At 37.5% G+C, this 25,297-nt stretch carries 26 protein-coding genes, 3 pseudogenes and 1 riboswitch; of the genes and pseudogenes, 21 read left to right on the forward strand and 8 right to left on the reverse strand.

The features are described from left to right. The first annotated feature begins 4 nt into the window (after nucleotides 1–4). The gene (locus QUG14_RS26145) at nucleotides 5–1,147 is read left to right on the forward strand and encodes a YqgU-like beta propeller domain-containing protein (RefSeq protein ID WP_289343390.1); all 1,143 of its coding nucleotides are present in this window, start codon (nucleotides 5–7) and stop codon (nucleotides 1,145–1,147) included. A 42-nt stretch (nucleotides 1,148–1,189) separates the two neighbouring features. Here the strand turns inward: QUG14_RS26145 and QUG14_RS26150 are convergent, their stop codons facing one another. Then, on the reverse strand, nucleotides 1,190–1,366 hold the full coding sequence (locus QUG14_RS26150) for a DUF2759 domain-containing protein (protein WP_289343391.1): 177 nt from the start codon (nucleotides 1,364–1,366) through the stop codon (nucleotides 1,190–1,192). Between the two features lie 196 nt (nucleotides 1,367–1,562). Between QUG14_RS26150 and QUG14_RS26155 the strand changes: the two genes are divergently transcribed. Together QUG14_RS26155 and QUG14_RS26160 are read left to right on the forward strand one after the other, a co-directional pair. After that, nucleotides 1,563–2,198 (forward strand): MBL fold metallo-hydrolase, encoded by a 636-nt coding sequence (locus QUG14_RS26155; RefSeq protein ID WP_289343392.1) that lies wholly within the window; start codon nucleotides 1,563–1,565, stop codon nucleotides 2,196–2,198. Between the two features lie 227 nt (nucleotides 2,199–2,425). After that, complete coding sequence (locus tag QUG14_RS26160) at nucleotides 2,426–3,514, forward strand: class I SAM-dependent methyltransferase (RefSeq protein WP_289343393.1); 1,089 nt, start codon at nucleotides 2,426–2,428, stop codon at nucleotides 3,512–3,514. A 51-nt stretch (nucleotides 3,515–3,565) separates the two neighbouring features. Here the strand turns inward: QUG14_RS26160 and QUG14_RS26165 are convergent, their stop codons facing one another. Continuing rightward, entirely contained in the window at nucleotides 3,566–3,808 is a 243-nt protein-coding gene (locus QUG14_RS26165; protein WP_132088334.1) for a DUF2626 domain-containing protein, read from the reverse strand. An 80-nt stretch (nucleotides 3,809–3,888) separates the two neighbouring features. Next, entirely contained in the window at nucleotides 3,889–4,584 is a 696-nt protein-coding gene (locus tag QUG14_RS26170) for a helix-turn-helix transcriptional regulator (RefSeq protein WP_289343394.1), read from the reverse strand. A gap of 296 nt (nucleotides 4,585–4,880) precedes the next feature. Here QUG14_RS26170 and comGA point away from each other — a divergent pair, with 296 nt between their 5' ends. The 8 genes from comGA to QUG14_RS26210 all read left to right on the forward strand — a co-directional run bounded on the left by comGA (nucleotide 4,881) and on the right by QUG14_RS26210 (nucleotide 9,303). Continuing rightward, nucleotides 4,881–5,963 carry a competence type IV pilus ATPase ComGA gene (comGA, locus tag QUG14_RS26175; RefSeq protein ID WP_289343395.1) on the forward strand — a complete coding sequence of 361 codons (1,083 nt, stop codon included), beginning with the start codon at nucleotides 4,881–4,883 and terminating at the stop codon, nucleotides 5,961–5,963. Next, the gene (comGB, locus tag QUG14_RS26180) at nucleotides 5,905–6,981 is read left to right on the forward strand and encodes a competence type IV pilus assembly protein ComGB (RefSeq protein WP_353961093.1); all 1,077 of its coding nucleotides are present in this window, start codon (nucleotides 5,905–5,907) and stop codon (nucleotides 6,979–6,981) included. Before comGA ends, comGB begins: the two co-directional genes overlap by 59 nt. A gap of 194 nt (nucleotides 6,982–7,175) precedes the next feature. Continuing rightward, complete coding sequence (gene comGC / locus QUG14_RS26185) at nucleotides 7,176–7,493, forward strand: competence type IV pilus major pilin ComGC (protein ID WP_483310761.1); 318 nt, start codon at nucleotides 7,176–7,178, stop codon at nucleotides 7,491–7,493. Beyond that, a complete protein-coding gene (gene comGD, locus QUG14_RS26190) occupies nucleotides 7,493–7,927 on the forward strand; it encodes a competence type IV pilus minor pilin ComGD (protein WP_289343396.1) in 435 nt (144 codons plus the stop codon). The genes comGC and comGD overlap by 1 nt, the downstream gene beginning before the upstream one ends. After that, nucleotides 7,911–8,243, forward strand: a complete 333-nt coding sequence (comGE, locus tag QUG14_RS26195) for a competence type IV pilus minor pilin ComGE (protein ID WP_289343397.1) — start codon at nucleotides 7,911–7,913, stop codon at nucleotides 8,241–8,243. Before comGD ends, comGE begins: the two co-directional genes overlap by 17 nt. Continuing rightward, the gene (gene comGF / locus QUG14_RS26200; RefSeq protein WP_289343398.1) at nucleotides 8,191–8,667 is read left to right on the forward strand and encodes a competence type IV pilus minor pilin ComGF; all 477 of its coding nucleotides are present in this window, start codon (nucleotides 8,191–8,193) and stop codon (nucleotides 8,665–8,667) included. Before comGE ends, comGF begins: the two co-directional genes overlap by 53 nt. Next, entirely contained in the window at nucleotides 8,664–9,047 is a 384-nt protein-coding gene (gene comGG / locus QUG14_RS26205; protein WP_289343399.1) for a competence type IV pilus minor pilin ComGG, read from the forward strand. Before comGF ends, comGG begins: the two co-directional genes overlap by 4 nt. A 70-nt stretch (nucleotides 9,048–9,117) precedes the next feature. After that, complete coding sequence (locus QUG14_RS26210; RefSeq protein ID WP_179157113.1) at nucleotides 9,118–9,303, forward strand: YqzE family protein; 186 nt, start codon at nucleotides 9,118–9,120, stop codon at nucleotides 9,301–9,303. A gap of 27 nt (nucleotides 9,304–9,330) precedes the next feature. On the opposite strand, the gene QUG14_RS26215 is transcribed toward QUG14_RS26210, so the two are convergent. Both QUG14_RS26215 and QUG14_RS26220 read right to left on the reverse strand, forming a co-directional pair. Beyond that, on the reverse strand, nucleotides 9,331–10,122 hold the full coding sequence (locus QUG14_RS26215; RefSeq protein WP_289343400.1) for a YqhG family protein: 792 nt from the start codon (nucleotides 10,120–10,122) through the stop codon (nucleotides 9,331–9,333). Then, entirely contained in the window at nucleotides 10,100–11,788 is a 1,689-nt protein-coding gene (locus QUG14_RS26220; protein WP_289343401.1) for a DEAD/DEAH box helicase, read from the reverse strand. The genes QUG14_RS26215 and QUG14_RS26220 overlap by 23 nt, the downstream gene beginning before the upstream one ends. Before the next feature lie 156 nt (nucleotides 11,789–11,944). Continuing rightward, nucleotides 11,945–12,033, forward strand: a riboswitch (glycine riboswitch). A gap of 188 nt (nucleotides 12,034–12,221) precedes the next feature. Between QUG14_RS26220 and gcvT the strand changes: the two genes are divergently transcribed. From gcvT to gcvPB, 3 genes are read left to right on the forward strand one after another with little or no spacing between them, the layout of a single operon-like run. Next, a complete protein-coding gene (gene gcvT / locus QUG14_RS26225; RefSeq protein ID WP_289343402.1) occupies nucleotides 12,222–13,325 on the forward strand; it encodes a glycine cleavage system aminomethyltransferase GcvT in 1,104 nt (367 codons plus the stop codon). Between the two features lie 22 nt (nucleotides 13,326–13,347). Further along, on the forward strand, nucleotides 13,348–14,694 hold the full coding sequence (gene gcvPA, locus QUG14_RS26230) for an aminomethyl-transferring glycine dehydrogenase subunit GcvPA (protein ID WP_289343403.1): 1,347 nt from the start codon (nucleotides 13,348–13,350) through the stop codon (nucleotides 14,692–14,694). Continuing rightward, nucleotides 14,687–16,147, forward strand: coding sequence for an aminomethyl-transferring glycine dehydrogenase subunit GcvPB (gcvPB, locus tag QUG14_RS26235; protein ID WP_289343404.1), 1,461 nt, complete (start codon nucleotides 14,687–14,689; stop codon nucleotides 16,145–16,147). The genes gcvPA and gcvPB overlap by 8 nt, the downstream gene beginning before the upstream one ends. 160 nt (nucleotides 16,148–16,307) lie before the next feature. On the opposite strand, the gene QUG14_RS26240 is transcribed toward gcvPB, so the two are convergent. Then, nucleotides 16,308–16,691, reverse strand: a complete 384-nt coding sequence (locus tag QUG14_RS26240; RefSeq protein WP_289343405.1) for a rhodanese-like domain-containing protein — start codon at nucleotides 16,689–16,691, stop codon at nucleotides 16,308–16,310. A gap of 183 nt (nucleotides 16,692–16,874) precedes the next feature. On the opposite strand from QUG14_RS26240, the gene QUG14_RS26245 reads away from it, so the two are divergent. Further along, complete coding sequence (locus QUG14_RS26245) at nucleotides 16,875–17,711, forward strand: lipoate--protein ligase family protein (protein WP_289343406.1); 837 nt, start codon at nucleotides 16,875–16,877, stop codon at nucleotides 17,709–17,711. A 40-nt stretch (nucleotides 17,712–17,751) separates the two neighbouring features. On the opposite strand, the gene QUG14_RS26250 is transcribed toward QUG14_RS26245, so the two are convergent. Next, nucleotides 17,752–18,231, reverse strand: coding sequence for an SRPBCC family protein (locus tag QUG14_RS26250; RefSeq protein ID WP_289343407.1), 480 nt, complete (start codon nucleotides 18,229–18,231; stop codon nucleotides 17,752–17,754). Nucleotides 18,232–18,612: 381 nt separating this feature from the next. On the opposite strand from QUG14_RS26250, the pseudogene QUG14_RS26255 reads away from it, so the two are divergent. The 3 pseudogenes from QUG14_RS26255 to QUG14_RS26265 form a co-directional block, all read left to right on the forward strand. Beyond that, nucleotides 18,613–20,052 (forward strand): annotated as a pseudogene (locus QUG14_RS26255) (vitamin B12-dependent ribonucleotide reductase); the annotation flags it as partial. 177 nt (nucleotides 20,053–20,229) lie between these two features. Beyond that, nucleotides 20,230–20,745: pseudogene (locus QUG14_RS26260) on the forward strand (vitamin B12-dependent ribonucleotide reductase); the annotation flags it as partial. A gap of 299 nt (nucleotides 20,746–21,044) precedes the next feature. Then, nucleotides 21,045–21,638, forward strand: a pseudogene (locus tag QUG14_RS26265) (hypothetical protein); the annotation flags it as partial. A gap of 47 nt (nucleotides 21,639–21,685) precedes the next feature. Here the strand turns inward: QUG14_RS26265 and QUG14_RS26270 are convergent. Beyond that, a complete protein-coding gene (locus tag QUG14_RS26270) occupies nucleotides 21,686–22,870 on the reverse strand; it encodes a chromate transporter (RefSeq protein WP_289343409.1) in 1,185 nt (394 codons plus the stop codon). A 279-nt stretch (nucleotides 22,871–23,149) separates the two neighbouring features. Here QUG14_RS26270 and QUG14_RS26275 point away from each other — a divergent pair, with 279 nt between their 5' ends. The 3 genes from QUG14_RS26275 (at nucleotide 23,150) to copZ (ending at nucleotide 25,228) form a co-directional block, all read left to right on the forward strand. Continuing rightward, nucleotides 23,150–23,965: a hypothetical protein gene (locus tag QUG14_RS26275; RefSeq protein ID WP_289343410.1), complete on the forward strand. Its 816-nt coding sequence runs from the start codon at nucleotides 23,150–23,152 to the stop codon at nucleotides 23,963–23,965. A gap of 168 nt (nucleotides 23,966–24,133) precedes the next feature. Continuing rightward, nucleotides 24,134–24,868 carry an urease accessory protein UreH domain-containing protein gene (locus tag QUG14_RS26280; RefSeq protein WP_289343411.1) on the forward strand — a complete coding sequence of 245 codons (735 nt, stop codon included), beginning with the start codon at nucleotides 24,134–24,136 and terminating at the stop codon, nucleotides 24,866–24,868. A 153-nt stretch (nucleotides 24,869–25,021) separates the two neighbouring features. Then, complete coding sequence (copZ, locus tag QUG14_RS26285) at nucleotides 25,022–25,228, forward strand: copper chaperone CopZ (RefSeq protein ID WP_289343412.1); 207 nt, start codon at nucleotides 25,022–25,024, stop codon at nucleotides 25,226–25,228. Nucleotides 25,229–25,297: the final 69 nt, after the last annotated feature.

Raw genomic sequence — 25,297 nt, forward strand, 5'->3', positions numbered from 1 at the left:
AAAAGTGCGAGTAAGTAATGCTAAAAGTGTCATAAAATATATTTTTCAAATCTCCTTTTTGCTCGTCTTTGCCTCCTTTTTTAGTGCTTGTACGCAGCAACAAGAAGCTAAGCCTAGTCCTTCTGAAACGATTGATAAGCATAATAATCCACCATCTCAACCATCGGAAGATTGGAAACTCCCAATTAAAATTCCTGAAGGTGAATTTTATAAAATTGGCGGCTGGTTTTCAGACCATCAGTTACTCTATATTACTAATCTTGAACAATCTTCTTCTATATACCTTTATGATCTACTCACAGGTAACAGTGAGTTACTCTATAAGAGTGAAGTTCCCATTGTCACCTTACAGATTAGCCCTACAAAAAAGAATATACTCATACAAACATCTCCTTCCACCTATGAAGGACAAGTTACCATATTATCTCCTGATGGAACTGAATTAATGAAACATTCTTTCCCATCTTATGAATTAGCATTTGAGTGGAATCCATTTAATGAGTCAGAGATCCTGATCTCTTCTTTTAATGAGGATTGGACATATACAATGCTGCTACTTAATATTGAACAAAATCAAACATCTGAATTATCGATTCCTCAACCTTTTATTAAGTGGATAGGAAAAGAAGAAATTGCTTTTTTAAACTGGGATGAAGTAAGCCCCTCACTCTTCGCACCACTCTTGTTAAAGAAATTAGGGAGTGATGATGAGGAAGTTATCATTACGGATGTTCTTCAATTTTCAACCTTTCATAACATTTTGATGACTGTTACTGTCTTGGATGAGGAGCAATTACAGGCAACGTATACTTTTTACAATAAAGAGAAAAAGCAACTATCTTCTTTTTCAATTCCACATCTCACCATGTTTTCAGGCTGGCTTGTTCCTTATTTTGATTTCAATGAAGGTAAAGGGACATTTATTACCCTTAAGCCGTTGAAAAGTGCGGAAGCAGATTCTTACACAGAAGGTTTCGAACTTGTAAGCTATGATATAAATAGTGGGAAACAAAACATAATCTTGCAGGGGCTGAAGAACGAACCGATTTTATTATCACCTTCCGGGGAAGCAGCCTTGTATGGAAACCGTTTTGAAGAATTAATTAATTTTAACACCAAAGAATTAACTAAGATCGTTGAAAAATAAAAAGACTGCCGTTTTGGCAGTCTTTCAATTTTTTTAAAAGGTTTAGTGTGTTCCAGTAGGAAAACCACTTTCGATAAGGGTCATGACTGTGAACCAACCAAAAACAGCCAATGTTGCTACTGCCCAGAATGCTCCTAAGAAATTTTTATTTTTTAGGGCAGTGAATGCACCGTAAGCAGCAAGTAAAGAAACTAATGCAAAAATAATAACTACTCCCATTAATAAAGCCCCCTTTATTAGATAATACTTGGTTATAGACCAATACTTCTAAGATAGTTATGTAAGAATATTATATACATTCGACTCTTATTTTATATTCTTTTTAATCATTTGTCGAGGGCTAAAAAAGTTAGCAATACAACATATATAGTGTAAAATAAAATTAATGTAAAAATAGTTGGAGGTAGTGTTAAAAATGAAATGGTCTCAAGTCCCTCTAGGGGTTTTGCAAACAAATTGTTACATAGTTGAAAGTCCGGACAAATCGTGTTTAATTTTTGATCCAGGCAGTGAAGGGAAAAAGCTAATAAAGTGGTTAACTAAAAGAGAGCTTAATCCGATAGCGATTTTTTTAACACATGCACATTTTGACCATATCGGGGCCGTTGATGAGGTGCGAGACTACTACAAAATTCCTGTTTATATTCATGAAGAGGAAGAAGATTGGTTATTAGACCCTGGATTAAATGGATCCAAGTTTTTTAAAATGCAAGAGTTAATAAAAATAAATAAAGCAGATGTTATCTTAAAAAAAGAAGAGACTATAACCATTGGTCATTTCATGTTCTCCGTCCTTGAGACGCCAGGGCATTCTCCAGGGAGTGTATCGTTTCACTTTGAATCAGAGGGATTTGTTGTATCAGGGGATGCCTTATTTCAGGGAAGTATTGGACGAACGGACCTTCCGGGGGGTAACCATAAACAACTGATGAAAAGCATTCATGAAAAGTTATTATTCTTACCTGAAGAAACAACTGTTTTATCCGGGCATGGCCCTATAACTACCATTGGAGAAGAAATGGACAGCAATCCGTTTTTAAATGGGTTTTAAATTCCAAAGCGGAAGCGTCTTACCCAGGGGCTTATGACCCCGAGCCCCTAGACGCTGGAGCTAGACGAATTCTGTATACAAAAGAAAAACCCTTCTCGTTTGAGAAGGGTTTTTCTGGGGGATGTTTTTTTCATATTAAAAATGGGAGGGATATAGTTAAGCTACTAATTTTACAATATAACAAAGTTTACACTATGTCAATGATGAAAACTCAAGAAGGAGTACTTATGATTAGCTATTTAAAAAGTTTAATTACAAACTCACCCACACAATTAATCACCTATGCAGAATATATGGAGGCAGTCCTTTATCATCCCGATTTAGGTTATTATATGAAAAGTAAACAAAAAATTGGCAAGCAAGGTGATTTTATTACCACAAGCAATATTTCCGATATTTATGGTCGAATTGTTGCAAAATGGTTTGCAAGAGTTTGCAGGGAGAATGACTTAGAACCAGTTTTTTGTGAGATTGGCGCAGGTAATGGTCGTTTTGCACATGCCTTTTTACAGGAATGGGAGGATTCAATCAGGACTCCATTAACATACATAATTGTCGAAAGCAGTCAGTATCATTTGAAATTACAAAATGAATTACTTAAACCCCAATTCTCCGTAAAACAAGTAAATAAACTAAATCAACTTGAGCCATTCGAAGGAATGATATTTTCAAATGAATTATTTGATGCTTTGCCTGTTCATGTAATTGAGAAAGATCGCGGCCAATTGTACGAGGTTATGGTAGGTATGAAAAATGAAACCTTATATGAGGATAGGGTGTTATTAACCAATCCAGCCATCCATACCTTTTTAGAGGAAAGCGGGCTCGAACTAAATGAAAAACAACGAATAGAAGCCCCTTTGTTAATGGAAGGGATGATACAGAATATATCTAGGGTATTAACGAAGGGAATTGTAGTGACGGCTGACTATGGTTATACCAGAGAAGATTGGAATCATCCTTCACGAATGAAAGGAAGTTTAAGAGGATATTATCAGCACCAAATGATTAATGATGTCTTGGAGCATCCTGGAGAAATGGATATAACCACACACATCCATTTTGATTGGTTCATACAAAAAGGAGATCAAGCAGGTTTAAAGTTTGTATCAAAGCTAAGACAGGATGAGTTTCTACTAAAGGCTGGAATACTAAAGGAATTAGAAAATCATTATGACCCAAATCCTTTTTCAGAGATAAGCAAACGTAATCGTGCAATACGGAGTTTGGTCATGCCGTCTGGAATAAGTTCATTTTTCCATATAGTTATTCAACAGAAAGGATTTAATGATTTTAATCTCTTAGATGAAGTATAATAAAAAACACCGGAGAAAAGCTCCGGTGTTTTTTATGTGTGATAAATCTTCTTAATGTCCTCCACCTAGCGGCATCATAAAAGTTGTCCAATAAGTGAAGCCTGCGAAGAATACGGTTAAATATGCTCCGAAAACATACATATACATACGTTCGGAAAGTTTAAGATAGCTTAACAAAACAAAGAATCCAGTTTGGGCCAAGAAAAGCATTGCAGTTTTATCCATATCACCTAGATAGAACATTACGGTAAAAATACCCGTCCAGAAACCCAAAACTCTGAACATGCGATCCATATGTATCCCTCCTTTTCCCCTACGGTACCATCATGCAATATTATAAAGAAAAGGAGGTCAAAAGTAAATAAGGTTTAAAATTAGTTTGAAACAAGTGCCTGATAGGAGCAAGTTTCACAGCCAGATATGATATTTTCTTTTTCAATTAATTCCACTTTGTCAAATAATGCTTCAAACATTCCTTTTAGGAACTCGTGGTGCATAGCACATACACTTTCGTGTTCTTCTGCAACTTCTTTGAAAGGGCAATTGTAAATTTGGAAGAAAATTTTTGTGTGATCACCATTTACTTCAAATTCTGGATAAAACCCAGCTAATGTTGCTGCACTTTTTAATATAGATAACTTTTGGTCAAATTCTAATTCTTCCCCAAAAGATCTTTTAGCCATTTCTTGATCAATAATTTCTGTACCAAAACGCTTGCCCGTTAAATATAGAGCTTGTTTACCAACGTCACCTAATGCAAGCATTGTGGAAATCGCTACTTTAGATAGAAGCATGTAATCACGGAACGGGAAGTGCAATTGAATTACGTCGTCTGATAAACGGTATAATCTACTTGGTCTTCCACCTTTACCAGTCTTTTTTGTTTCAGAAGCTAACATATTTACATCTTCAAGCTTTGATAAATGTAATCTTGCAACATTGGGATGAATATTAAAGTTCTCAGCCACCTCTTGTACTGTTACTTCTTGGTGACGTTTCGTAATGTATTGATAGATGTAGTACCTTGTTGGATCTGATAAAACATTTGTTATCTTTAATGTTTGTTCCATCTCTAGTTCACCTCGAACCCCCATAATTTATACCCATTATAATACAGCTATTTAAACATGGGAATGAGGTTAACAATGTTAACACTTTATGTTTAGAATTTGGTCACATTTAAGGAATGATGATAGAAAGTTGGGTTATATAAAAGGTATACAAATCATATACAATCTGTCTGTCAATAGTTATTTTTTAGGAAATTATGTTGTAAATAAATTAAAAAAATATTTTATAAAAAGAAGAATCTTGGAGGAAAAGCTTGAAGGATGTCGAATTACTACAAAGACAAAAATAAAAGGTGGTGTTACCCATTGTTAGTGCTATCGAAATACTAGCAAATCGGATTATCAAGGATGCTGCGCGAAACCAAGCATCAGATATTCACATTGTACCAAGGAAAAAAGACACTCTCATTCAAATCCGCTTAACGAACAAACTAATTCCCCGGTTATCACTTCCAAAAGATGAATGCGACAGATTAATTTCACATTTTAAATTTACTGCAAATATGGATATCGGAGAACGAAGACGCCCTCAAAGCGGTGCAATTTTTTGTGAAGTGGACGGAAAATTAATGGGCCTTAGACTTTCAACCCTTCCATCTAACAATCGAGAAAGTCTTGTAATCAGACTGCTTCCTCAACAAGAACAGATTCCCTTTCATCAACTCTCACTTTTCCCTGGAATGACCAGAAAACTATTAGCTCTCCTAAAACACGCACACGGTTTAATTATCTTCACAGGTCCGACCGGATCTGGCAAAACGACAACTCTTTACTCCCTTTTAAATGAAACCGCACATCTATTTCATCGAAACGTTATCACACTTGAAGATCCCATCGAAAAAAACTACGACTCTGTTTTACAAATACAAGTGAATGAAAAAGCGGGTGTAACATATGCGGCCGGCTTAAAGGCGATTCTTCGACATGATCCTGATATTATCATGGTCGGTGAAATTCGTGATGCGGAAACTGCTAAAATTGCTGTTCGTGCAGCATTAACGGGGCACTTAGTACTCAGCACAATGCATACAAGGGATGCGAAGGGGGCTGTTTATCGTCTCCATGAGTTTGGAGTAAATTGGCTGGAGGTCGAACAAACCTTAATAGCGGTTACAGCCCAGCGATTAGTCGAATTAACATGTCCATATTGCGAAGGGGAGTGTTCACCCTTCTGCTATTCATATGGAAGGTGGAAAAGGGCGAGTGTCTTTGAACTTTTATCAGGGAGAAACCTTAATGCTGCAATGAAAGAAGCAAAAGGGGAAAATATTATTTCCCGTTACATGACCGTCAAAGAAGTAATAAAAAAAGGGATTGCTCTTGGATATATTAAAGAGTCAGAATACGATCGTTTGGTCTATAATCATGAAACGCCATAGCTGGTCTGTCAATGAGCAAGCAATATTTTTAAAAAGAATTGGGGAATTACTTGCACGAGGCTACCCTATTGCAGAAGCAATTGAATCTTTATCCTTGCATTTACCTAGGAATCGGAAAGAAGAATTGCATCATTGTTTGGTTGATTTGAAAAATGGGATTTCATTCCATGATGTTTTAAATATTCTAGGATTTCACAAGGACTTAATTGGTTATGTTTATTTCGCGGAACAACACGGGAGTTTTGCTGAGGCTCTTATGGAAGGGAGTTCACTTGCATTAGTAAAGGAGAATGATAGGAAAAAACTTTTAAAACTTTTACAATATCCAATATTACTTATCTTTATCACAGGCTTTTTGTTTGTGTTTGTTCAGAAATCACTTCTCCCCAAATTTACAAGTCTCTTCGAATCTATGAGTCTCGAAGCTAACTTTTTTATGAAGGTACTTTACTCCTTTGATGAATATTTTCCGAAATTTTTAAGTATCTTCCTGCTGCTGTTGGCAGTAGGTGCAATTTATTATATTTTTGTATTTCGGAAAAACTCCGTCCTCCAGCAACGTTCACTACTAGTAAGAATGCCGATTGCTGGAGGAATCCTCAAACTGTTGTTTACCCATTATTTTTCTGTCCAATTAAGCTTTCTCTTATCTGGGGGAATTTCTGTTTTTGAAGCCCTACTATTATTTGAAAAGAATCATAGACAGCCGTTTTATAGTCAACTAGGAATGGAGATTAAGCAAAAACTGTTAACGGGTGAAAAACTCGAATCAATATTGGCGAGTTTCCCGTTTTTTGAAAAAGAATTTCCTATGATTATTAAACATGGTCAAGAAAATGGAAGATTGGAACAGGAATTACTCTTCTTCAGTCAGCATTGTGTGGTGAACATGGAGGAAAGGATCGAAAAAAGTTTAAAAATGATTCAGCCTGTACTCTATCTGTTTATAGGATTTCTCGTTGTATCAATGTATTTAGCAATATTACTACCAATGTTCCAGCTAATGGAAGGAATATGAAAAGCGGAAGCGCCTTCGGAACAAGCACAGCTTGTTCCTGCGATGAATATTCGAAGGAGTTTACCTTAGTGCACAGGGGCGACAGGCATAAGACGAGTCGGCTGGGAGGTTGTTCTTTAACCTCCTAGACGGATTGGCCTAGACCTGAGAGCCCCTAGGCGCTGAAGCTAGACAATATGAAAATGGAGGAATTTATGATGAAAAATGAAAAAGGGTTTACACTTGTAGAAATGATGATTGTCATGCTAGTTATTTCTGTTTTATTAATTGTTACAATTCCCAACGTAGCAAGGCACAACACAAATATAAACACCAAAGGTTGTGAGGCGTTTGTGAAAATGGTTCAAGCACAAGTACAGTCTTATATCATTGACAAGAATAAGGTACCTACTATGGCAGATCTTATTTCAGATAAATATCTAATTGAAGATACCGGTTGTCCAAATGGAACAAAGAATGTTTTGATTGACTCCGAAGGAAATGTTACGGCAGTAGCCAAACCAGCATCTTAATGCTCCACAATCAAAAGGGATTTACACTTATAGAATCTTTGATTGTTCTCTCCATCTTTTTACTGATCTCCTCGATTACTGCATTTAACTTAAAGCCACAATACCATTCCGTAAATGAAAAGGCGTTTATTTCTCAATTAAAAGCAGATTTATATTACGGTCAACAGTATGCGATTGCAAATCAGATGGAAGTGAAAGTCATCTTCTATGAACATGAACATATGTATTTCCTCGCTGCTGGCAGTAATCGACTTGTTGAAAGATTTCACTCTCCGAAGATTAGTGTAAGTCAAGCGACTATCCCGTTATATTTTAAGTTTCTCCCAAGTGGGAATATTGACAGATTTGGCTCATTATTAATTCGATCAGAACGAAAGATTTACCGATTAACGCTATTAATCGGAAAGGGACGGTTTTATGTTACAGAAGATTGAGGGATTCTTTTTACTTGAGCTCCTTTTATCATTGTCTGCCTGGTTTATGCTGACCTTGTTTTTTATCCCTATCTTAACGGAATTGGCTAATCAATCTCAGCAGCTTGTGAGAGAGAAAAGGGCTAATCAATTATTATATGAAGAACTTCAAGCAAACTTGACGGAAGACAGATCAAATTCCAGTTACTCCTTATCGCATAATGGGACAGAATATAAAATTTATTGGACTCAAGAGAATACCTTACAGGAGGTGTGTGTAAAAGTTGAGGGAACTTCACTTCTTCCGAAAATTGAAAACTGTGCAGTACCGGAATGAAAAAGCTTTTACCCTCCTTGAAGTATTATTTGCCTTTAGCATTTTTACGACTATTGTATTTTTTATGCTCCCCGTATTTCAAATAATCGCAGATCATAAAGATTCCAATGCAAGACTACAGGAAATGGAATGGGACGTATTTTGCAGTCAGATGAAAAAGGAAATCCATATTAGCTCTAAAGTGGAAGTGATTTCAGGAAGACTGGTGTTAACAAATAATAATGAAACCGTTTATTATGAGAAATATGGCAGTAGTATAAGAAGACGTGTGAATTCAACTGGTCATGAAACGTTACTACAAAATGTATCCGTGGTCACTTTTTCCAGGATAAAAAACTCAGTAAAAATAGTCGTTAAAGATATTTGGGGAAGAGAATACAGTGTAATGGTGCACGCATATATTGAATGGGTTCCACTATTATGAGAAGTAAGGAACAAGGCTTGACATACCCATTGACGTTAGTGGTACTTATCCTATTTCTAACACTATTTTCTTTTCGGGTTGAACAATTGTTAACAGAAAGGAAATTGTCTTATGAAACAGCTGTTATTCTTCAGGAGGAATATTATTTTCATTCTTCCTTTAAAAAAATTGAAAAAATAATGCAATTAGGTGGTGGAATTCCGGCAAAAGGTTCATTTACCTATTTAAAAGGGAGTATGAGTTACCTTTCTCATAGTCCGATTGGAAACGTACAAAAAGTCACCTTTACTCTTAAAATGCATACTGGTGAAACGGTAGGAGGACACGGCTTTTTCGATACTACTTCCAAAAAAATGATTAAATGGGCTGAAATTAATTAAAGATTCTAGTTGTTTTGAAATAAAAAAACTTGGACATACTTTTAGTGATTACAAGAAGGCAGGTGTGTCCATGAAAACAAATGATTATGTAAAATATATGACTCAAACCCTTGTTAAATATGCAGACCAGCCAAAAGATGAACGAAAACGACTTCGAGAAGAGCGGAAACAAGCAAAGGCATCTTTTTGGTATCGTTGGTTCGGGATTCTTCCATATATTTTTTATATTGAAGTGAAGAATAGACGAAAAAGGTAAAGAAGCAGATGCGAATCTGCTTCTTTTTTATACAGCCTTATCGGTTAAATAAAACAACCCACCATTAATAAATGATATATTTATTTTTGGTTCGTACTGCTCCTTTAATGCCTTCTTCTCCGTTTCAAAACTTTCATTTTCTTCTTCCACATCCTCATAAAAATGGTGAAGAAGCCTCAAATCTTGCTCCCAACGGTTCCTAGCCTCATCAGCCCAGGAATGATCATCTTGTTCAATCAATGATTTTAGATAGTTTTCGATTCTCGACATGCCGCTTTTCGGTTTTACAAGCGGTGAAAGCGTAAAAGAATAATCTGGTATTTTTGGTGTCAGTTGCACATTTTGCAGACGATCATGGAAATCCTCTACCATTTGTCCATTGATGAGCTGCAAGCCAATCGATTTATATATATCCCGTTTACGATCACATTGATACGAGATTTTAACATTCATACACAACCATGGCATTAAAGGTGTTTGTTGATTGTTATGTTTGTGATTTTCATATAGCCTGATGTAACTGGATAGCTTTTTTGTCGATTGAAATATTTGATGAAGCCGAGGAGATCCAAAATGTATCGTTTCCCCCTTAAGATTTTCAGGTGCTATCTGTGGGTTTGTAATAAAAGTAAGCTTCATCGGATTCGGAATACCACCTGTTTTTTCTAGGTAATGCCAATAAAATGGCCGATTCATTAATTCTTTATCAAGCTCGATCGTTAACTGAACACTTAAGTATCCTGGACCATTCTCAGTTATTTCACATTCATTAGCCTGAAAATAGCGAATGAGAAAGTTATGAATTTCCAGCTGCTGCATGAGAATCCTCCTTCTGCATATCTTTAGCCAAATCAATCATTGATGTAAGGTTTTCCATCTTAATTCGCATTTCACCCTCGGAGCAGGATTGTCCAAAAATATCTATTAAATGATCTTCAATGCTTCCGAAGTCTAACTTGGTTAAAATATCATCTAAATCCCCAATTACTTTCTCAAATAGTTCGATTTTTTCATATAAAAGCTTTAAAATATGTTCTTCCACTGTGTTCTGTATCGCAAAGTTATAAATCATAACGTCTTTTTCTTGACCAAGACGATGAATCCTTCCGATTCTTTGCTCCAGCCTCATTGGATTCCACGGTAAGTCAAAATTAATAATGTGATTACAGAATTGAAGGTTAATTCCTTCACCACCAGCTTCAGTTGCAATTAATACTTGTGCATGCTTTTGAAATAGCTCACGCATCCAGTCTTTTTTACCGCGTTTGAAGCCCCCGCGAAAAGGAACAGATGATATCCCGTTTTGTTTTAAATACCATTGCAGGTACATTTGGGTTGCTCTATATTCGGTAAAAATAATGACCTTATCATTTATTTTTTGTATCAATTCTAATGCCTTTTCTGCTTTTGAGTTGGTTTGAACGGCCTCTACCTTAGAAATTAAATATTGAATTTGGTCTTCGAACGCCTTAGTTGGATTTTCCTTTTTTTGCAGCATATTTTTAAGGGTATAAAAGACAGACTCCCTGCTGCTGCACGCTTCCCGCTGTAAGGTCATAACCGAGAAGGCACTGGTTTGGACCCAATCTCCCTCGCTCTTTAAATCAGTAATCGCTTCGTACAATTCTTTCTCTTGAGGTGTAAATTCAATCGCAATCGTTTCAACATGCCTTTTCGTCCATTCAATCCCAGTGTCGGCACGCCGATTTCGAATCATTACTTTATTCACTAACTCTTTTAAATGTTCATTGTCATTTAAAGAGCGTGCATCGCGTTTGTATTTTTCAAAAAATGCTGTTTCACTGCCTAAATGTCCAGGTTTTAGAAGGGAAACTAGGTTAAAGATTTCCTCAATTCGATTTTGGATTGGTGTTGCAGTAAGAAGCAGACAAAACTTTTTTTTCAGATTTTGAACAAACTCATAGTTTTTAGTTTTATTGTTCTTTAGCTTGTGTGCTTCATCAATAATGATTAAATCATAGTCCTGTTTATAGATAATCTCACGGTGCGGGTCCCGTTTGGCCGTATCAATTGACGAGACGACAACATCACATTGCTCCCAAACATAACTTTTCTTTTGAGAAATAGCGGGAATAAAAAACTTACTATTTAATTCGTGGGACCACTGTGTTACTAAAGAGGCGGGAACAAGAATAAGAACCTTTTTTACAAGTCCACGAATCATGTATTCTTTTAAAATAAGACCTGCTTCTATCGTTTTTCCTAGCCCCACCTCATCTGCAAGAATAGCTTTTCCATTCATATTCTCAATTACTTGTTTTGCGGTTTCAAGTTGGTGAGGAAGCGGAGTCAGATTAGGCAAATGATTTGGTGCTTGTAAGCCTTCAAAGTCAGGGATAATTAGATGTTTTTCAACACCAACCGCCAGCTTAAAAAGCTCCCAATTTCCCCATGGCCCATCATTCTCAATTCTATGTAAAAATTCATCCTGCCAGGAGGAATCAAATTCTATTTCAACGCTCATGGTTTCAGCTCCTTTATGCGTAAAAATTTATTGCTCAACATTATGTTTTAATGGTAGGATGGAAATAGCTTTGAAAGTTTTAAATATTGTAATAAAATAAATTTTTTTCAGATGTATATTTTAGTATGACCCGAATGTGAAAATATTATAATGCGGATGATGACAAGGGGAGAGACTACAAATGTAGCGCCGAAGGAGCAAGCACAAAGTGTGAATCTCTCAGGCAAAAGAACTCTTGTTTGACGCAACTCTGGAGAGTGCTGACACAAGGGCAGCCACCAAAGGGGAAAGCCGAACCTAGGTAAACTTTCAGGTGCAAGGACAGAGACCTTCTTTTTTAAAAAGGGAGGTTTCTGTCCTTTTTTGTTTTTGCGCTGGATTAAAAAATGTAAATAACAATTGAAAAACATCTTTGGTTGAAGGGGGATTATTGATGACTGAATTAAAACGCACTCCGCTATTTGAAGTGTATAAAGAATATGGTGGAAAAACGATTGATTTTGGCGGCTGGGAACTTCCTGTTCAATTCTCAAGCATCAAGGAAGAACACGAAGCAGTCCGTACTAGGGCTGGTTTATTTGATGTTTCTCATATGGGGGAAGTCATCGTCACAGGACCAGACAGCTTAAACTACTTGCAAAAGATGTTAACAAACGATATTTCAAAAATTAAAAATGGCGGGGCACAGTACAACGCGATGTGCTATGAAAATGGCGGTACGGTGGATGATCTGCTTGTCTATAAACTAGAAGACAATCATTACTTACTGGTGGTAAACGCATCAAATATCGATAAGGATTATAAATGGCTTGAAGACCATTTAGAGGGAAATGTTACGATAGAAAACTTATCTGAAAAAATGGCACAGCTGGCTCTTCAAGGACCAGTTGCAGAAAAAGTTCTTCAAAAGCTTTCAGTTGACAGTGACTTAAGTGGAATTGGCTTTTTTAAATTCCAACAGGAAGTGAAATTAAACGGCAAAGTTGCACTTGTTTCACGTACTGGTTATACCGGGGAAGATGGTTTTGAAGTATATTGTGATTCCTCTGATGCGGTAGAACTTTGGAAGGCAATTTTATCCGCAGGAGAGGAAGAAGGCGTTATACCTTGTGGCTTAGGTGCAAGGGATACACTTCGATTTGAAGCAACACTTGCTCTTTATGGTCAAGAATTATCACCTGAAATTACTCCACTGGAAGCGGGAATTGGTTTTGCTGTTAAGTTAAATAAAGAAGCAGATTTTATTGGCAAAGAAGCACTTAAGCAGCAAAAAGAAAAAGGTGCATCTAGAAAATTAGTAGGTATTGAGATGATTGACCGTGGTATCCCGCGTCATGGATACCCAGTTTATAAAGGTGAGGAACTTATTGGTGAGGTAACAACTGGTACACAGTCACCATCCTTGAAAAGGAATATTGGACTTGTCCTTATTAAAAAAGAACATGCAGTTCTTGACTCTGAATTGGAAGTTGAAATTCGCGGCAAACGATTAAAGGCAAAAGTAGTCTCAACACCTTTTTATAAACGAGAAAAGTAAAACACGAGGGGAGATTAGGTTTATGAAACATCGTTATTTACCTATGACTGAAGAAGATAAAAGGGCAATGCTTGAAACAATTGGCGTTAGCTCTATTGATGAATTATTCAGCGATATTCCAGAAAAAGTTAGATTTAAAGGTGAATATAATATCAAGGCTGCTAAATCTGAAACTGCTTTGATGAAAGAACTTTTCAAAATGGCTTCTCGCAATGCCGATTTAAAAAGAAATGTATCCTTTTTAGGAGCAGGGGTATATGACCATTACATGCCAGTAATCGTCGATCATGTTATTTCTCGCTCTGAATTTTATACAGCCTATACACCGTATCAGCCTGAAATCTCTCAAGGTGAACTTCAAGCTATTTTTGAATTCCAAACGATGATCTGTGAATTAACAGGCATGGATGTTGCGAACTCATCCATGTATGATGGCGGCACCGCTCTTGCTGAAGCCGCAATGTTGAGTGCAGGACATACAAAACGTAAAAAAATCCTTGTTTCAGGCGCCGTTCACCCTGAATCAAAGGAAGTCCTTAAAACGTATGCAAAAGGACAGTATCTTGATGTTATTGAGGTTCCTACTAATAATGGGGTAACAGATATTGAGGCATTAAAAGGGTTAGCAAATGAAGAGATTGCTGCCGTAATCGTGCAGTATCCAAACTTCTTTGGCCGCATTGAGCCTTTAAAGGAACTAGAAGAAATCATTCATGCTAACAAATCGTTATTTGTTGTTTCAAGTAACCCGCTTTCTCTTGGGGTATTAACTCCTCCAGGTAAGTTTGGTGCAGATATTGTTATAGGCGATGCGCAGCCGTTTGGAATCCCTACTGCGTTTGGCGGACCACACTGCGGGTATTTTGCAGTAACTACTAAGTTAATGCGAAAGGTACCAGGACGCCTTGTTGGTCAAACTACTGATGATCAGGGACGCCGTGGATTTGTATTAACATTGCAAGCTCGTGAACAACATATCCGTCGTGATAAAGCCACTTCAAATATATGTTCTAACCAAGCGTTAAATGCTTTAGCAGCATCGGTTGCTATGACAGCCCTTGGTAAAAAAGGTGTACGTGAAATGGCTGCTGCAAACTTGCAAAAAGCTCACTATGCAAAAAATGCCTTTAAAGAAGCGGGCTTCGAAGTAGTTTATGACGGCCATTTGTTCAATGAATTTGTGGTTAAATTAAACAAACCAGTTAAAGAGATTAATCAACAACTGTTACAAAAAGGAATTATAGGCGGCTACGATTTAGGACGTGATTATCCGGACCTTGCAAACCATATGCTGGTTGCGGTAACAGAACAAAGATCGAAGGAAGAAATTGATACTCTTGTTAAAGAAGTGGGGGATTTGCATGCATAACCAAGACCAGGCACTCATTTTTGAATCTAGTACACCGGGCAGAATTGGATACAGCCTTCCAGAAATAGATGTTCCTGAACTAGACCTTAGCAGTCTTCTTCCTGAAGGTTACTTACGCAGTGAGGAACCAGAACTCCCTGAGGTTTCAGAGCTTGATATTATGCGCCATTACACTGCCCTATCTAGAAGAAATCATGGTGTTGATTCAGGTTTCTATCCTTTAGGATCTTGTACAATGAAATACAATCCGAAAATCAATGAGAATGTAGCCCGTTTTAACGGTTTTGCTCATGTTCATCCACTTCAGGATGAAAGCTCTGTCCAAGGAGCTCTTGAGCTTTTGTATGATTTACAGGAGCATTTGATTGAAATTACTGGAATGGACGAAGTGACATTACAGCCAGCAGCCGGTGCTCACGGGGAATGGACAGGATTGATGATGATTCGTGCCTATCATGAGGCAAACGGTGATTTAAAACGTACCAAGGTTATCGTCCCAGATTCAGCTCACGGAACAAACCCAGCTTCTGCAACCGTCGCAGGGCTTGAAACAATCACTGTTAAATCGAATGAATATGGTTTAGTTGACCTTGATGATTTAAGAAGAGTGGTTGGGGAAGATACGGCGGCTTTAATGTTAACCAATCCAAATACGCTGGGACTTTTTGAAGAAAATATCGTAGAAATGGCTGAGATTGTTCACGGAGCAGGCGGTAAACTTTATTATGATGGTGCAAACTTAAATGCCGTTCTATCCAAAGCAAGACCGGGAGATATGGGCTTTGACGTGGTTCACTTAAATCTTCATAAAACCTTTACTGGCCCACACGGAGGCGGCGGTCCTGGTTCAGGTCCAGTCGGTGTAAAAGCAGACTTGATTCCGTTCCTGCCGAAGCCTGTAATTACCAAACGTGGAGAAGAGTATGTGTTTGATTATGATCGTCCGCAATCGATTGGTCGTGTGAAGCCTTTCTACGGTAACTTTGGAATTAATGTTCGTGCATATACCTATATCCGTTCTATGGGTCCTGATGGCCTAAAGGCGGTAACGGAGTATGCAGTCTTAAATGCAAACTATATGATGAGAAGACTTGCTGAATATTATGATCTTCCATTTGATAAGCATTGCAAACATGAATTTGTACTAAGTGGAAGAAGACAGAAAAAATTAGGTGTTCGTACGTTGGATATTGCAAAACGACTGCTTGATTTTGGATATCATCCACCAACCATTTACTTCCCATTAAATGTGGAAGAATGTATCATGATTGAACCGACCGAAACAGAATCGAAAGAAACTCTTGATTCTTTCGTTGATATTATGATTCAAATTGCCAAAGAGGTGGAAGAGAATCCAGAAATCGTCCAAGAAGCACCACATACAACTGTGGTTGGACGTATGGACGAAGCCACAGCGGCTCGTAAGCCAATCTTAAAATACCAAAAAGCATAATATATAAAAGAGGGTTGGATTCTGTGTGCTGAATCCGACCCTCTTTTCGTTATTGTGCCGAAAATTTGGAAGGGGGGAGGAAATTGGGTAACAATCATTTGGTTTATATTGGAGCAGCAAATGAAAAAGACTTCCGCATAACGGAAGTCCCACAGATGATTTATTTTTTTGCTTTTACTTTACCGGTCCACTTTTTGAATCCGCCTTGAAGCTGGGTAAGATCCTTGTATCCTTTACGGTGTAAAAACTGTGCTGCACGTGCGCTGCGCAAGCCATTTTGATCATATAAGTAAACAGGTAAATCAGGACGAAGTTCCTTCATTCGCATTTTTATTTGCGAAATTGGGATATTACGTGCTCCTAAAATATGACCAGCATCGAACTCATTTGCTTCACGAACATCGATTAACTGTGCTTTTCGATAACCAGCACGAAACTCCTCTTCTGTTACCGTTTTAACAATCCTTTTTTGATAAAAATAGGTAAAAACGGAATAAGCTATAACAGCTACAATGATGACTAATAGAGGTATAAGTGAATTCAATTTTTTTATGCTCCTTTCATGCTTTGGTACACTATGTTTTATTATATAAGTCAATCGTCCAAAGATAAAGAATAAACGACAAAATATTTCTTCTTCATTATACCAAAAACTTCTCGTTTTGAATTCACATCAGATTTTGGTAGACTAATTCTAGAGAAAACTACATAAGAATGAGGTTTTATAATGAGTAAAGAAGTATGGCGTTTCATAGATTCTGGAAATAGTTCACCATCATTTAATATGGCTTTAGATGAAGCATTACTTGATTGGCATAGCGAGGGGAAAATACCCCCTGTTATACGCTTTTATGGCTGGGAACCTGCGACTCTATCAATTGGGTATTTCCAAAAGGTTGAAAAGGAAATTGACTTAGAGGCAGTCAAAGCCCATGGATTAGGGTTCGTTAGAAGACCTACAGGCGGTCGTGGTGTGCTGCATGAGCATGAACTTACATACAGTGTTATTGTTTCGGAAGATCATCCTGAAATGCCTAACACGGTAACGGAGGCTTACCGTGTTATTTCAGAAGGAATCTTAAAAGGATTTCACCAACTAGGATTAGAGGCTTACTTCGCAGTCCCAAAAACAGACGAAGAACGAAGTGCGCTGAAAAATCCTCGTTCGGCAGTTTGTTTCGATGCCCCAAGTTGGTATGAATTAGTGGTCGAAGGGCGTAAGGTTGCTGGAAGTGCACAGACAAGACAAAAGGGAGTAATTCTTCAACATGGTGCAATTCTTTTGGATCTAGATGAGGATAAACTGTTCAGCTTATTCAAATATCCGAGTGAAAGAGTTAAGGAACGAATGAAATCTGCTTTTAAAAGTAAAGCAGTTGCTATTAATGAAATCAGTCCGAGAAGAATTACATTAGAGGAAGCCAAAGAAGCGTTTTATAAAGGCTTTGCAGAAGGTTTAAATATTGAACTTGAATCGTACCAATTAACAGAAGAAGAATTTGACTATGTAAATAAAATTGCTAAAGAACGATATGAAAGTGATGAATGGAATTTTAAAAGATAAAATGAACATGCGAACCCATTTTAAGGAGTTCGCCTGTTTTTTATTGTTGAGTAACTTTTTCAATTTCCTTAACATATTTTTCGTACCAATATTTCCATTCCTCTTTACGTTCTATTGACCTGTCATCAAGCAATGCTTCGATAACATCTAAACAAACATGCCAGCCGGCTAGGTCTCTTGGTGTATGTTCTGTAATAGTATGTATCTTTTCTATCAACCGCAATGAAGAGCCTCCTGATTCTGGCGACAATTCAAACCGTACAGCGTCTGCCCACCAGCTAAATTCTAATATAGAATTTAATTTTAAATCGAGGATTGTCAGCTCATCAAACGTTCCATCCCCCATATCAAATTTAATTACCCCGCCTTCACGAAGCTCGTCTACACGGAGCTCAGAAAACCATTTTGGCAGTTTCTCGTTATCGGTTAAATATGACCATACCTCCTCTACAGGATGGCTAAGGTTGCGTTCATATATGGCTAAATAGTTGTTGTTCACTATTTCAATTCGTGCTATCATCAAACTTTCCTCCTTTTATATAGCTCTTTTATTAAGTATACCGTTTTTTCATATTCTAGATAATCACTCTATCTCCTTTTTTTAACGTGATTTTCCTATAAATAAAAATCGCAACCTGCGAAATTTGTTAAATTTTCTTGTTTTTTGGCGAAAATTAATAAATTTCTAAGATATGCTCGTGTTTCTAGTTTATTTTGAGTTTGACAAAGTTTATGTTTTTTGCCTTTAACACAATATATAGTGGTGTCGAAAATATTTTCGGTACTATATATTGATTTATACTTCCTACCTGTGGTAACTTATGTATATCAAGTCAACTAGATATAGCTTGGCTTACTAGAATCCACACAAGATATAGAATTTTTTGAAGGAGTTGTTCTCATGTCTGTAGTTTTTAGACAAAAAATGAATATTGATTTTGATAGGTTGAATGAGGATATCCACTTATTCCCCCAGGTGCACCCAGTAACCCCAGATATGAAAATAACTCATAAGGGTGTTTCGAGATTGGTCATGTTGGACCGCTACACCTTTAAAGACACTGCAAAAATAACCCTAACAAATGGCGACTTTGTTGTTCTCACGATTAAAGAAGATCCAAAATTCCCAGCACGCGGTCTTGGATACATCATGGAAATAGATTGGGAGAGTAAAAAAGCAAAGGTTTTAGTGGAAGAGGAATTTAGAGGAGTTCTAGATGATCCCCTAGAAAGTGAAACAGGAGCGATTTGGCGATCTTTAGACGTCATTGAAAAGCCTCTGGAACTGTTTTACGAGCAAATTGCGAAGCGAAATGCAACGGGGCTTGCCTCAGTTGAGGAAACAGAAGAGAAGAGAATTGAGTGGTTTGAAAAGTTTTACAATGAACTTGTTTCGATGAACTTCATTCCAGCGGGGCGTGTGCTTTATGGCGCAGGAGCAGAAACGGATGTAACATTCTTTAACTGTTACGTTATGCCATTTGTACCAGACTCTCGTGAAGGTATCTCAGATCACCGTAAGCAGGTAATGGAAATCATGAGCCGCGGCGGCGGAGTAGGAACAAACGGATCTACATTACGACCTAGAAATACTTTGGCTAGAGGCGTAAATGGAAAATCATCAGGATCTGTTTCATGGTTAGATGATATTGCGAAATTAACACATTTAGTTGAGCAAGGCGGTTCAAGACGCGGAGCTCAAATGATAATGTTGGCGGACTGGCATCCAGATGTTATTGAATTTATTATTTCTAAAATGCAAAATCCTAGAATTCTACGATTTTTAATAGATAATACAAATGATGAAACGATTAAGAAACACGCTAAGGACAAACTTAAATTTACTCCATTAACTGCCCAAGAAAAGGCAATGTACCAAGGAATTGTTAATTATAAACATATTCCAGGAACTGGTGGTTTTAGTGAAGAAATCATTGCTGAGGCTGAAGAAAAGCTTCAAACTGGTGGTAACTACACTGTTCATAATTCTGAATTCTTAACAGGTGCAAATATCTCTATATGTTTAACGAAAGAATTCATGGACGCGGTTGAAAAAGATAGTGAGTATGAACTTCGTTTCCCATATGTTGAACATTATAGTAAAGAGGAAATGAAGATTTACAATGAAGAATGGCATAATGTTGGAGACGTGCGTGAGTGGGAAAAACTTGGTCACAAAGTACGGGTTTATAAGAAAATTCAAGCAAAAGAGCTTTGGAATCTTATAAACATATGCGCAACATACTCTGCAGAACCGGGAATATTCTTCATCGATAATGCCAACGACATGACAAATGCAAAAGCATATGGTCAGCAAGTCGTGGCAACAAATCCGTGTGGTAAAGTGCTTGCCTCACGTTAAAAACTCGACCTAATTGACTTGGAAGCTGACCACGTAAAGGTGAAGCCAACAGGGGCCAAGGGTAATGCCAGGCTGAGAGACTAAAGCGGTTGAGCCAGTATATTGATACTGTAAGCGATAGTCCAATCCTCTTAGAAATAAGAGAGCGAGAATATGGAGCAGCCTCTCGCACCATTTTCAGTATGTAACCTTGCAGCCGTTAATCTTGCAGAAATGGCGGATAAGGAAACAAAAACAGTTGACTTCGAGAAGTTAAAGAAGACAGTAGCTGTTGGTGTTAGAATGCAAGATAACGTTATTAATGCTACACCATACTTCCTTGAGGAAAATAAGAAGCAGGCTCTTGGAGAGCGTCGAGTTGGTCTTGGAGTAATGGGCTTACACGATATGCTTATTTACTGCGAAACAATGTACGGTTCAGAACAAGGAAATAAACTTGTTGATCAAGTATTTGAAGTAATTGCAACCACAGCATACAAAACATCAGTAGAATTAGCCAAGGAAAAGGGAAGCTTTCCATTCTTAAATGGTGAAACTCACGAGGAAACAAATCGTTTACGACAAGCATTCATCGATACAGGATATATGAAAAAAATGCCTGAGGATGTCCGTCAATCTATATTAGAAAATGGAATAAGGAATTCACATTTGCTAACTGTTGCTCCAACGGGTAAAGTAATTGCCCCCAGTGTTCGTAAGAGCGCTGCGTAAACTTAGCTATATGCGGGAAACCCTGGCGTATCTCTTACTACCTATGTCTTGCCAACATGTAATCAGGTAAAAAGGTAAGAGTGTTGGCTTATTGCCTACCAGACAATCCGCAGGGAAGTCGTGGCTGACCCCTCAACGACTATACGCTGAGCAACCATAAAATTTATGGTTGGTGATAGAGTCTGACCCATATTGCGAAATATGGAGCGGGTACTAATATTCCCGCCCTCTATAAAGTACTATAGAGAGTAACAAAAGTGAGTACTGGAACAATGGTTGGCGTTTCAACTGGATTGGAACCTTATTTCTCATTCTCTTATTTCCGAAGTGGACGTTTAGGGAAATTTATTGAAGTGAAAGCAGATATCGTACAAGAATACCTTGATAAACATCCAGAAGCAGATGCAGAGAATCTACCTAGTTGGTTTGTAGCAGCAATGGAGTTGGCACCTGAAGCACATGCAGATGTCCAATGTGTTATTCAACGCTGGATTGACAGTTCTATAAGTAAAACTGTAAATGCACCACAAGGTTACAGTGTAGAACAAGTGGAAAAAGTGTATGAGCGTCTTTACAAAGGCGGAGCTAAGGGAGGCACTGTCTATGTGGATGGATCCCGTGATTCACAAGTCCTGACTCTTAAAGCAGAAGAAAACGAGATACCAACATTCAAAGAAAAAACGAAACAGCACGTAGTTCTTGTTGATACCATCAGTGACCTTCGTTCAACAGATGTAACGATTGGTTCTGAAGTTGGTAACACTTGCCCTGTCTGCCGCAAAGGAAAAGTAAAAGAAATCGGCGGATGCAATACATGTTCTAACTGTGGTACCCAACTTAAGTGTGGTTTATAAAATTAAAAAAACGAGGATGTCCCTTAATTGGGGCACCCTCGTTTTTTTTACACATTCAAACTAAGTAAGTAACCTCCAAGAATTCCCGTTATCACGATCACCCAAGGTGGCAGTTTCCAATAGGAAAGCATGCTAAACATAAGGGCAGCAAAAGCAAAATCCTTTGGTCCTAGAATCGAACTAGTCCAAATGGGAGTATAAAAAGCAGAAATTAGTATGCCAACCACTGCTGCGTTCACACCCATTAATGCTCCTTTTATCTTTGGATTTCGGCTTAAGCTACTCCAAAATGGTAATGTACCTAAAACCAGTAAAAACGCAGGGAGAAAGATTGCAAAGGTTGCCAGCAAACCTCCTGCCCAACCATCTACAACTGCACCTATATAGGCAGCGAAAGTAAACAAGGGTCCAGGTACTGCCTGAGCAGCACCATATCCTGCTAAGAATTCTTCTTTACTGAGCAAACCACTAGGAACAAACTCTCGTTCTAATAACGGTAATACCACATGACCGCCGCCAAAGACCAAAGAACCAGAACGATAAAAGCTATCAAACATTGCCACCCAACTAGAAGCCGTCAACTCTCTTAAAATAGGAAGCACGATGAGTAATCCGAAAAATAAACCTAAACAGAGGACTGCTAATTTTCGAGAAAGTGGAAATTGTATAACTTGAGATGAATCTTCCTTCTGTTCCGTATAGATAAAGAAACCTGCGACGGCTGCAATTAGAATTACACTAACCTGTGTATAAGCTGTTTGCCATAAAAGAGAACAAATTAATGCAAGTAAAGCAATTGTTTTTCGAGACAGATCAGGGGTTAACTTTTGTGCCATACCCCAGATGGCATGTGCAACGACTGCAACAGCTACAATTTTTAATCCGTGAATCCAGCCTACATTTCCGATATCCATTCCTTTTAAAATAATGGCAAAAAGGATAAGTACAATAACCGAAGGAATCGTGAAACCAAGAAATGCAACTACCCCTCCTAAAAATCCCCCACGTAATACACCAATTCCTATCCCAACCTGACTGCTGGCAGGCCCGGGCAAGAATTGACAAAGAGCTACTAAATTGGCATACCCTTGTTCATCTAGCCACTTCTTTTTCCGAACATACTCTTCATGAAAATATCCTAAATGGGCAATTGGACCGCCAAATGATGTAAGCCCGAGCTTTGTAGAGACCACAAGAATCTCCATCAATAAAGCAACATTATTTTGTTTCATAAATCCTCCTTTTGAAGAATTCCAGTATTATAAAGTAAGTTTATCTGTATTTTTTGAAATATTCATCAAAAAGAGCTGCTCAAAAATATTAAGAAATTGTAAATTAACCCCTTTACATACCGTACCTGGGTATAATATAATCTTTTCATCAAGGAGTTAACAATATTACCACGTTGGTTTGATGGCTAAAACATAGAGAAAAGGAGTTAAAGAACAAATTTTTTTTCAAAAAAATATACCCTATATAGGTATAAATGTATTAATAAGGAGTGAGTTAAAATGAAAAAATGGGCAATTTCTGCTTTAGTATACCTTTTTGTAATTGTAGGAGGGTATTACGTCTATGCTTCTTTTTCAGAAACAGAATCTCATAATGAGACAAATACAGCACATGATCAAGAGGTAGAGGGTAACCACGGTCAGGAACATGAAGAAAATGCTGATAACCACAGTGGCGAAAGTGAGGTCACTCCTAGTCTCGAAGTTGAAAATGGAGAATTGATTATTACCCTGAAAGATTTAGATGGAAACCCAGTATCCGATTTAGAGGTAAATCACGAAAAGCTGCTGCATTTAATTGTTGTCAGCAACAATTTAAAAGAATATCAACATTTACATCCTCAAACAAACGAACCTGGAGTTTTCAAAGTACCTCATTCGCTTCCAGCAGGGGAGTATAAAGCATTTGTTGATATTAAACCAACAGGAAAGACATATGAGGTAACGCCGATACCATTCATGGTCGGAGAACATCATAATGAACATGAAGGGGATTCTTTAACCGTTGACACCGAATTAACGAAGGAAGCAGGCGGTCATACAGTTAAACTGCTGCCTAGTTCATTAAAGGTAAATGAAGACATCCAACTAACTTTTGACTTAGGAGGAGAAATCCCAGAACAGTATCTCGGAGCATTAGGCCATGTCGTGATTCTTGATGAAAAAGGAGAGAACTACATCCACGTTCATCCTCTCGATGGAAACAAGCCAGTGTTTGCCACAAAATTCAAAGAACCTGGGGTCTATAAAATATGGGCTGAGTTTAAGTTTAACGGCCAAGTATTTGTCTATCCATACGTTGTAGAAATAAAATAGTCAAAGTAAAAAGCATCGGCACAAGAATGTCGATGCTTTTTGCTTACTTGATATGTCCCAGAATTGTCAAAAACTCTCCATAGGTTCTTCAAAAAATCTGACTACTATTGTTATAGTATTAACTTAGTAAACAGTCCTCGTTTCCATTAATGAAAATAAGGTGATTCTATGTACAATCTCATGAGCCAATTTAGTTCATTTGTCAGCAAACCGTTTTTTATCATCGCTAATAATTTGGAGTCATGGCCTATCATTTTTGCTTTACTCCTCGGCATAGTAGGAGCATTGGCACCATGTCAGCTTACTGGAAATATCAGTGCATTAACACTATATGGTAACCGATCTTTTCAACAGAAAATTGTTTGGAAGGATGTTCTCTTCTTTACTTTAGGTAAAATAGTTGCATTCTCCTTATTAGGTGGGCTGTTATGGATATTAGGCAGAGAAATACAAGAGAACTTAATTTCCTATTTTCCTTGGATCCGCAAAGTTATGGGACCACTGCTAATCATTGCTGGGATGTATATGTTAGGATTCATAAAACTAAAAGGAACAATCAATTTATTTAAAGGTACAAAAGATTACCAACAGGAAACACCATTAGGTTCCTTTATGCTTGGTTTCAGTTTTTCGCTGGCTTTTTGTCCAACGATGTTTATTCTGTTTTTTGTTACCCTAATGCCAATCGTATTGTCCAGTTCCTATGGTTTTATCCTGCCATCCTTATTTGCATTGGGAACTGCCCTGCCGCTCATTCTAATTATACTTATCATTTGGTACTTAGGCGGAGGTGGGCTACTAATGAAAAAAGGAAGAAAGTTTGGTGTTTTCATTCAAAGAACTTCGGGAATTATAATGGTAGTGTTAGGAATCTTTGACACAATTACCTATTGGTCTTTGTAGTGGGAAAATTTATTAAAAGAGAACTTTGAAAAACAACAAAATGAATTATAAAAAAGTCTTTACATAGGGTAGGGGGGTATGGTTAAATAGAATCAAGAACATAACCTCTATTACAAGGTTAAATAAGTGTTAATTAAGGAAGGGTGTATATAAATGGAAAAAGTTACTTTAAACGTACAAGGAATGTCATGCGATCACTGTATCAAAGCTGTTGAAGGAAGTGTCGGTGAACTTAACGGAGTTAGCTCTGTGAAGGTTAACTTAAAAGCAAACACAGTAGATGTTGAATTTAACAATCAAGAGGTATCACTGGATAAAATCAAAGAAGCGATTGATGATCAAGGTTACGATGTAAAGTAAAATAGAAAGAACACGTGCTAATTTTAGCACGTTCTTTTTTAAATAAAATATACCCAATAGGGGTATAAA

Source organism: Neobacillus sp. CF12 (genome assembly GCF_030348765.1).
Lineage (GTDB): Bacteria > Bacillota > Bacilli > Bacillales > Cytobacillaceae > Neobacillus.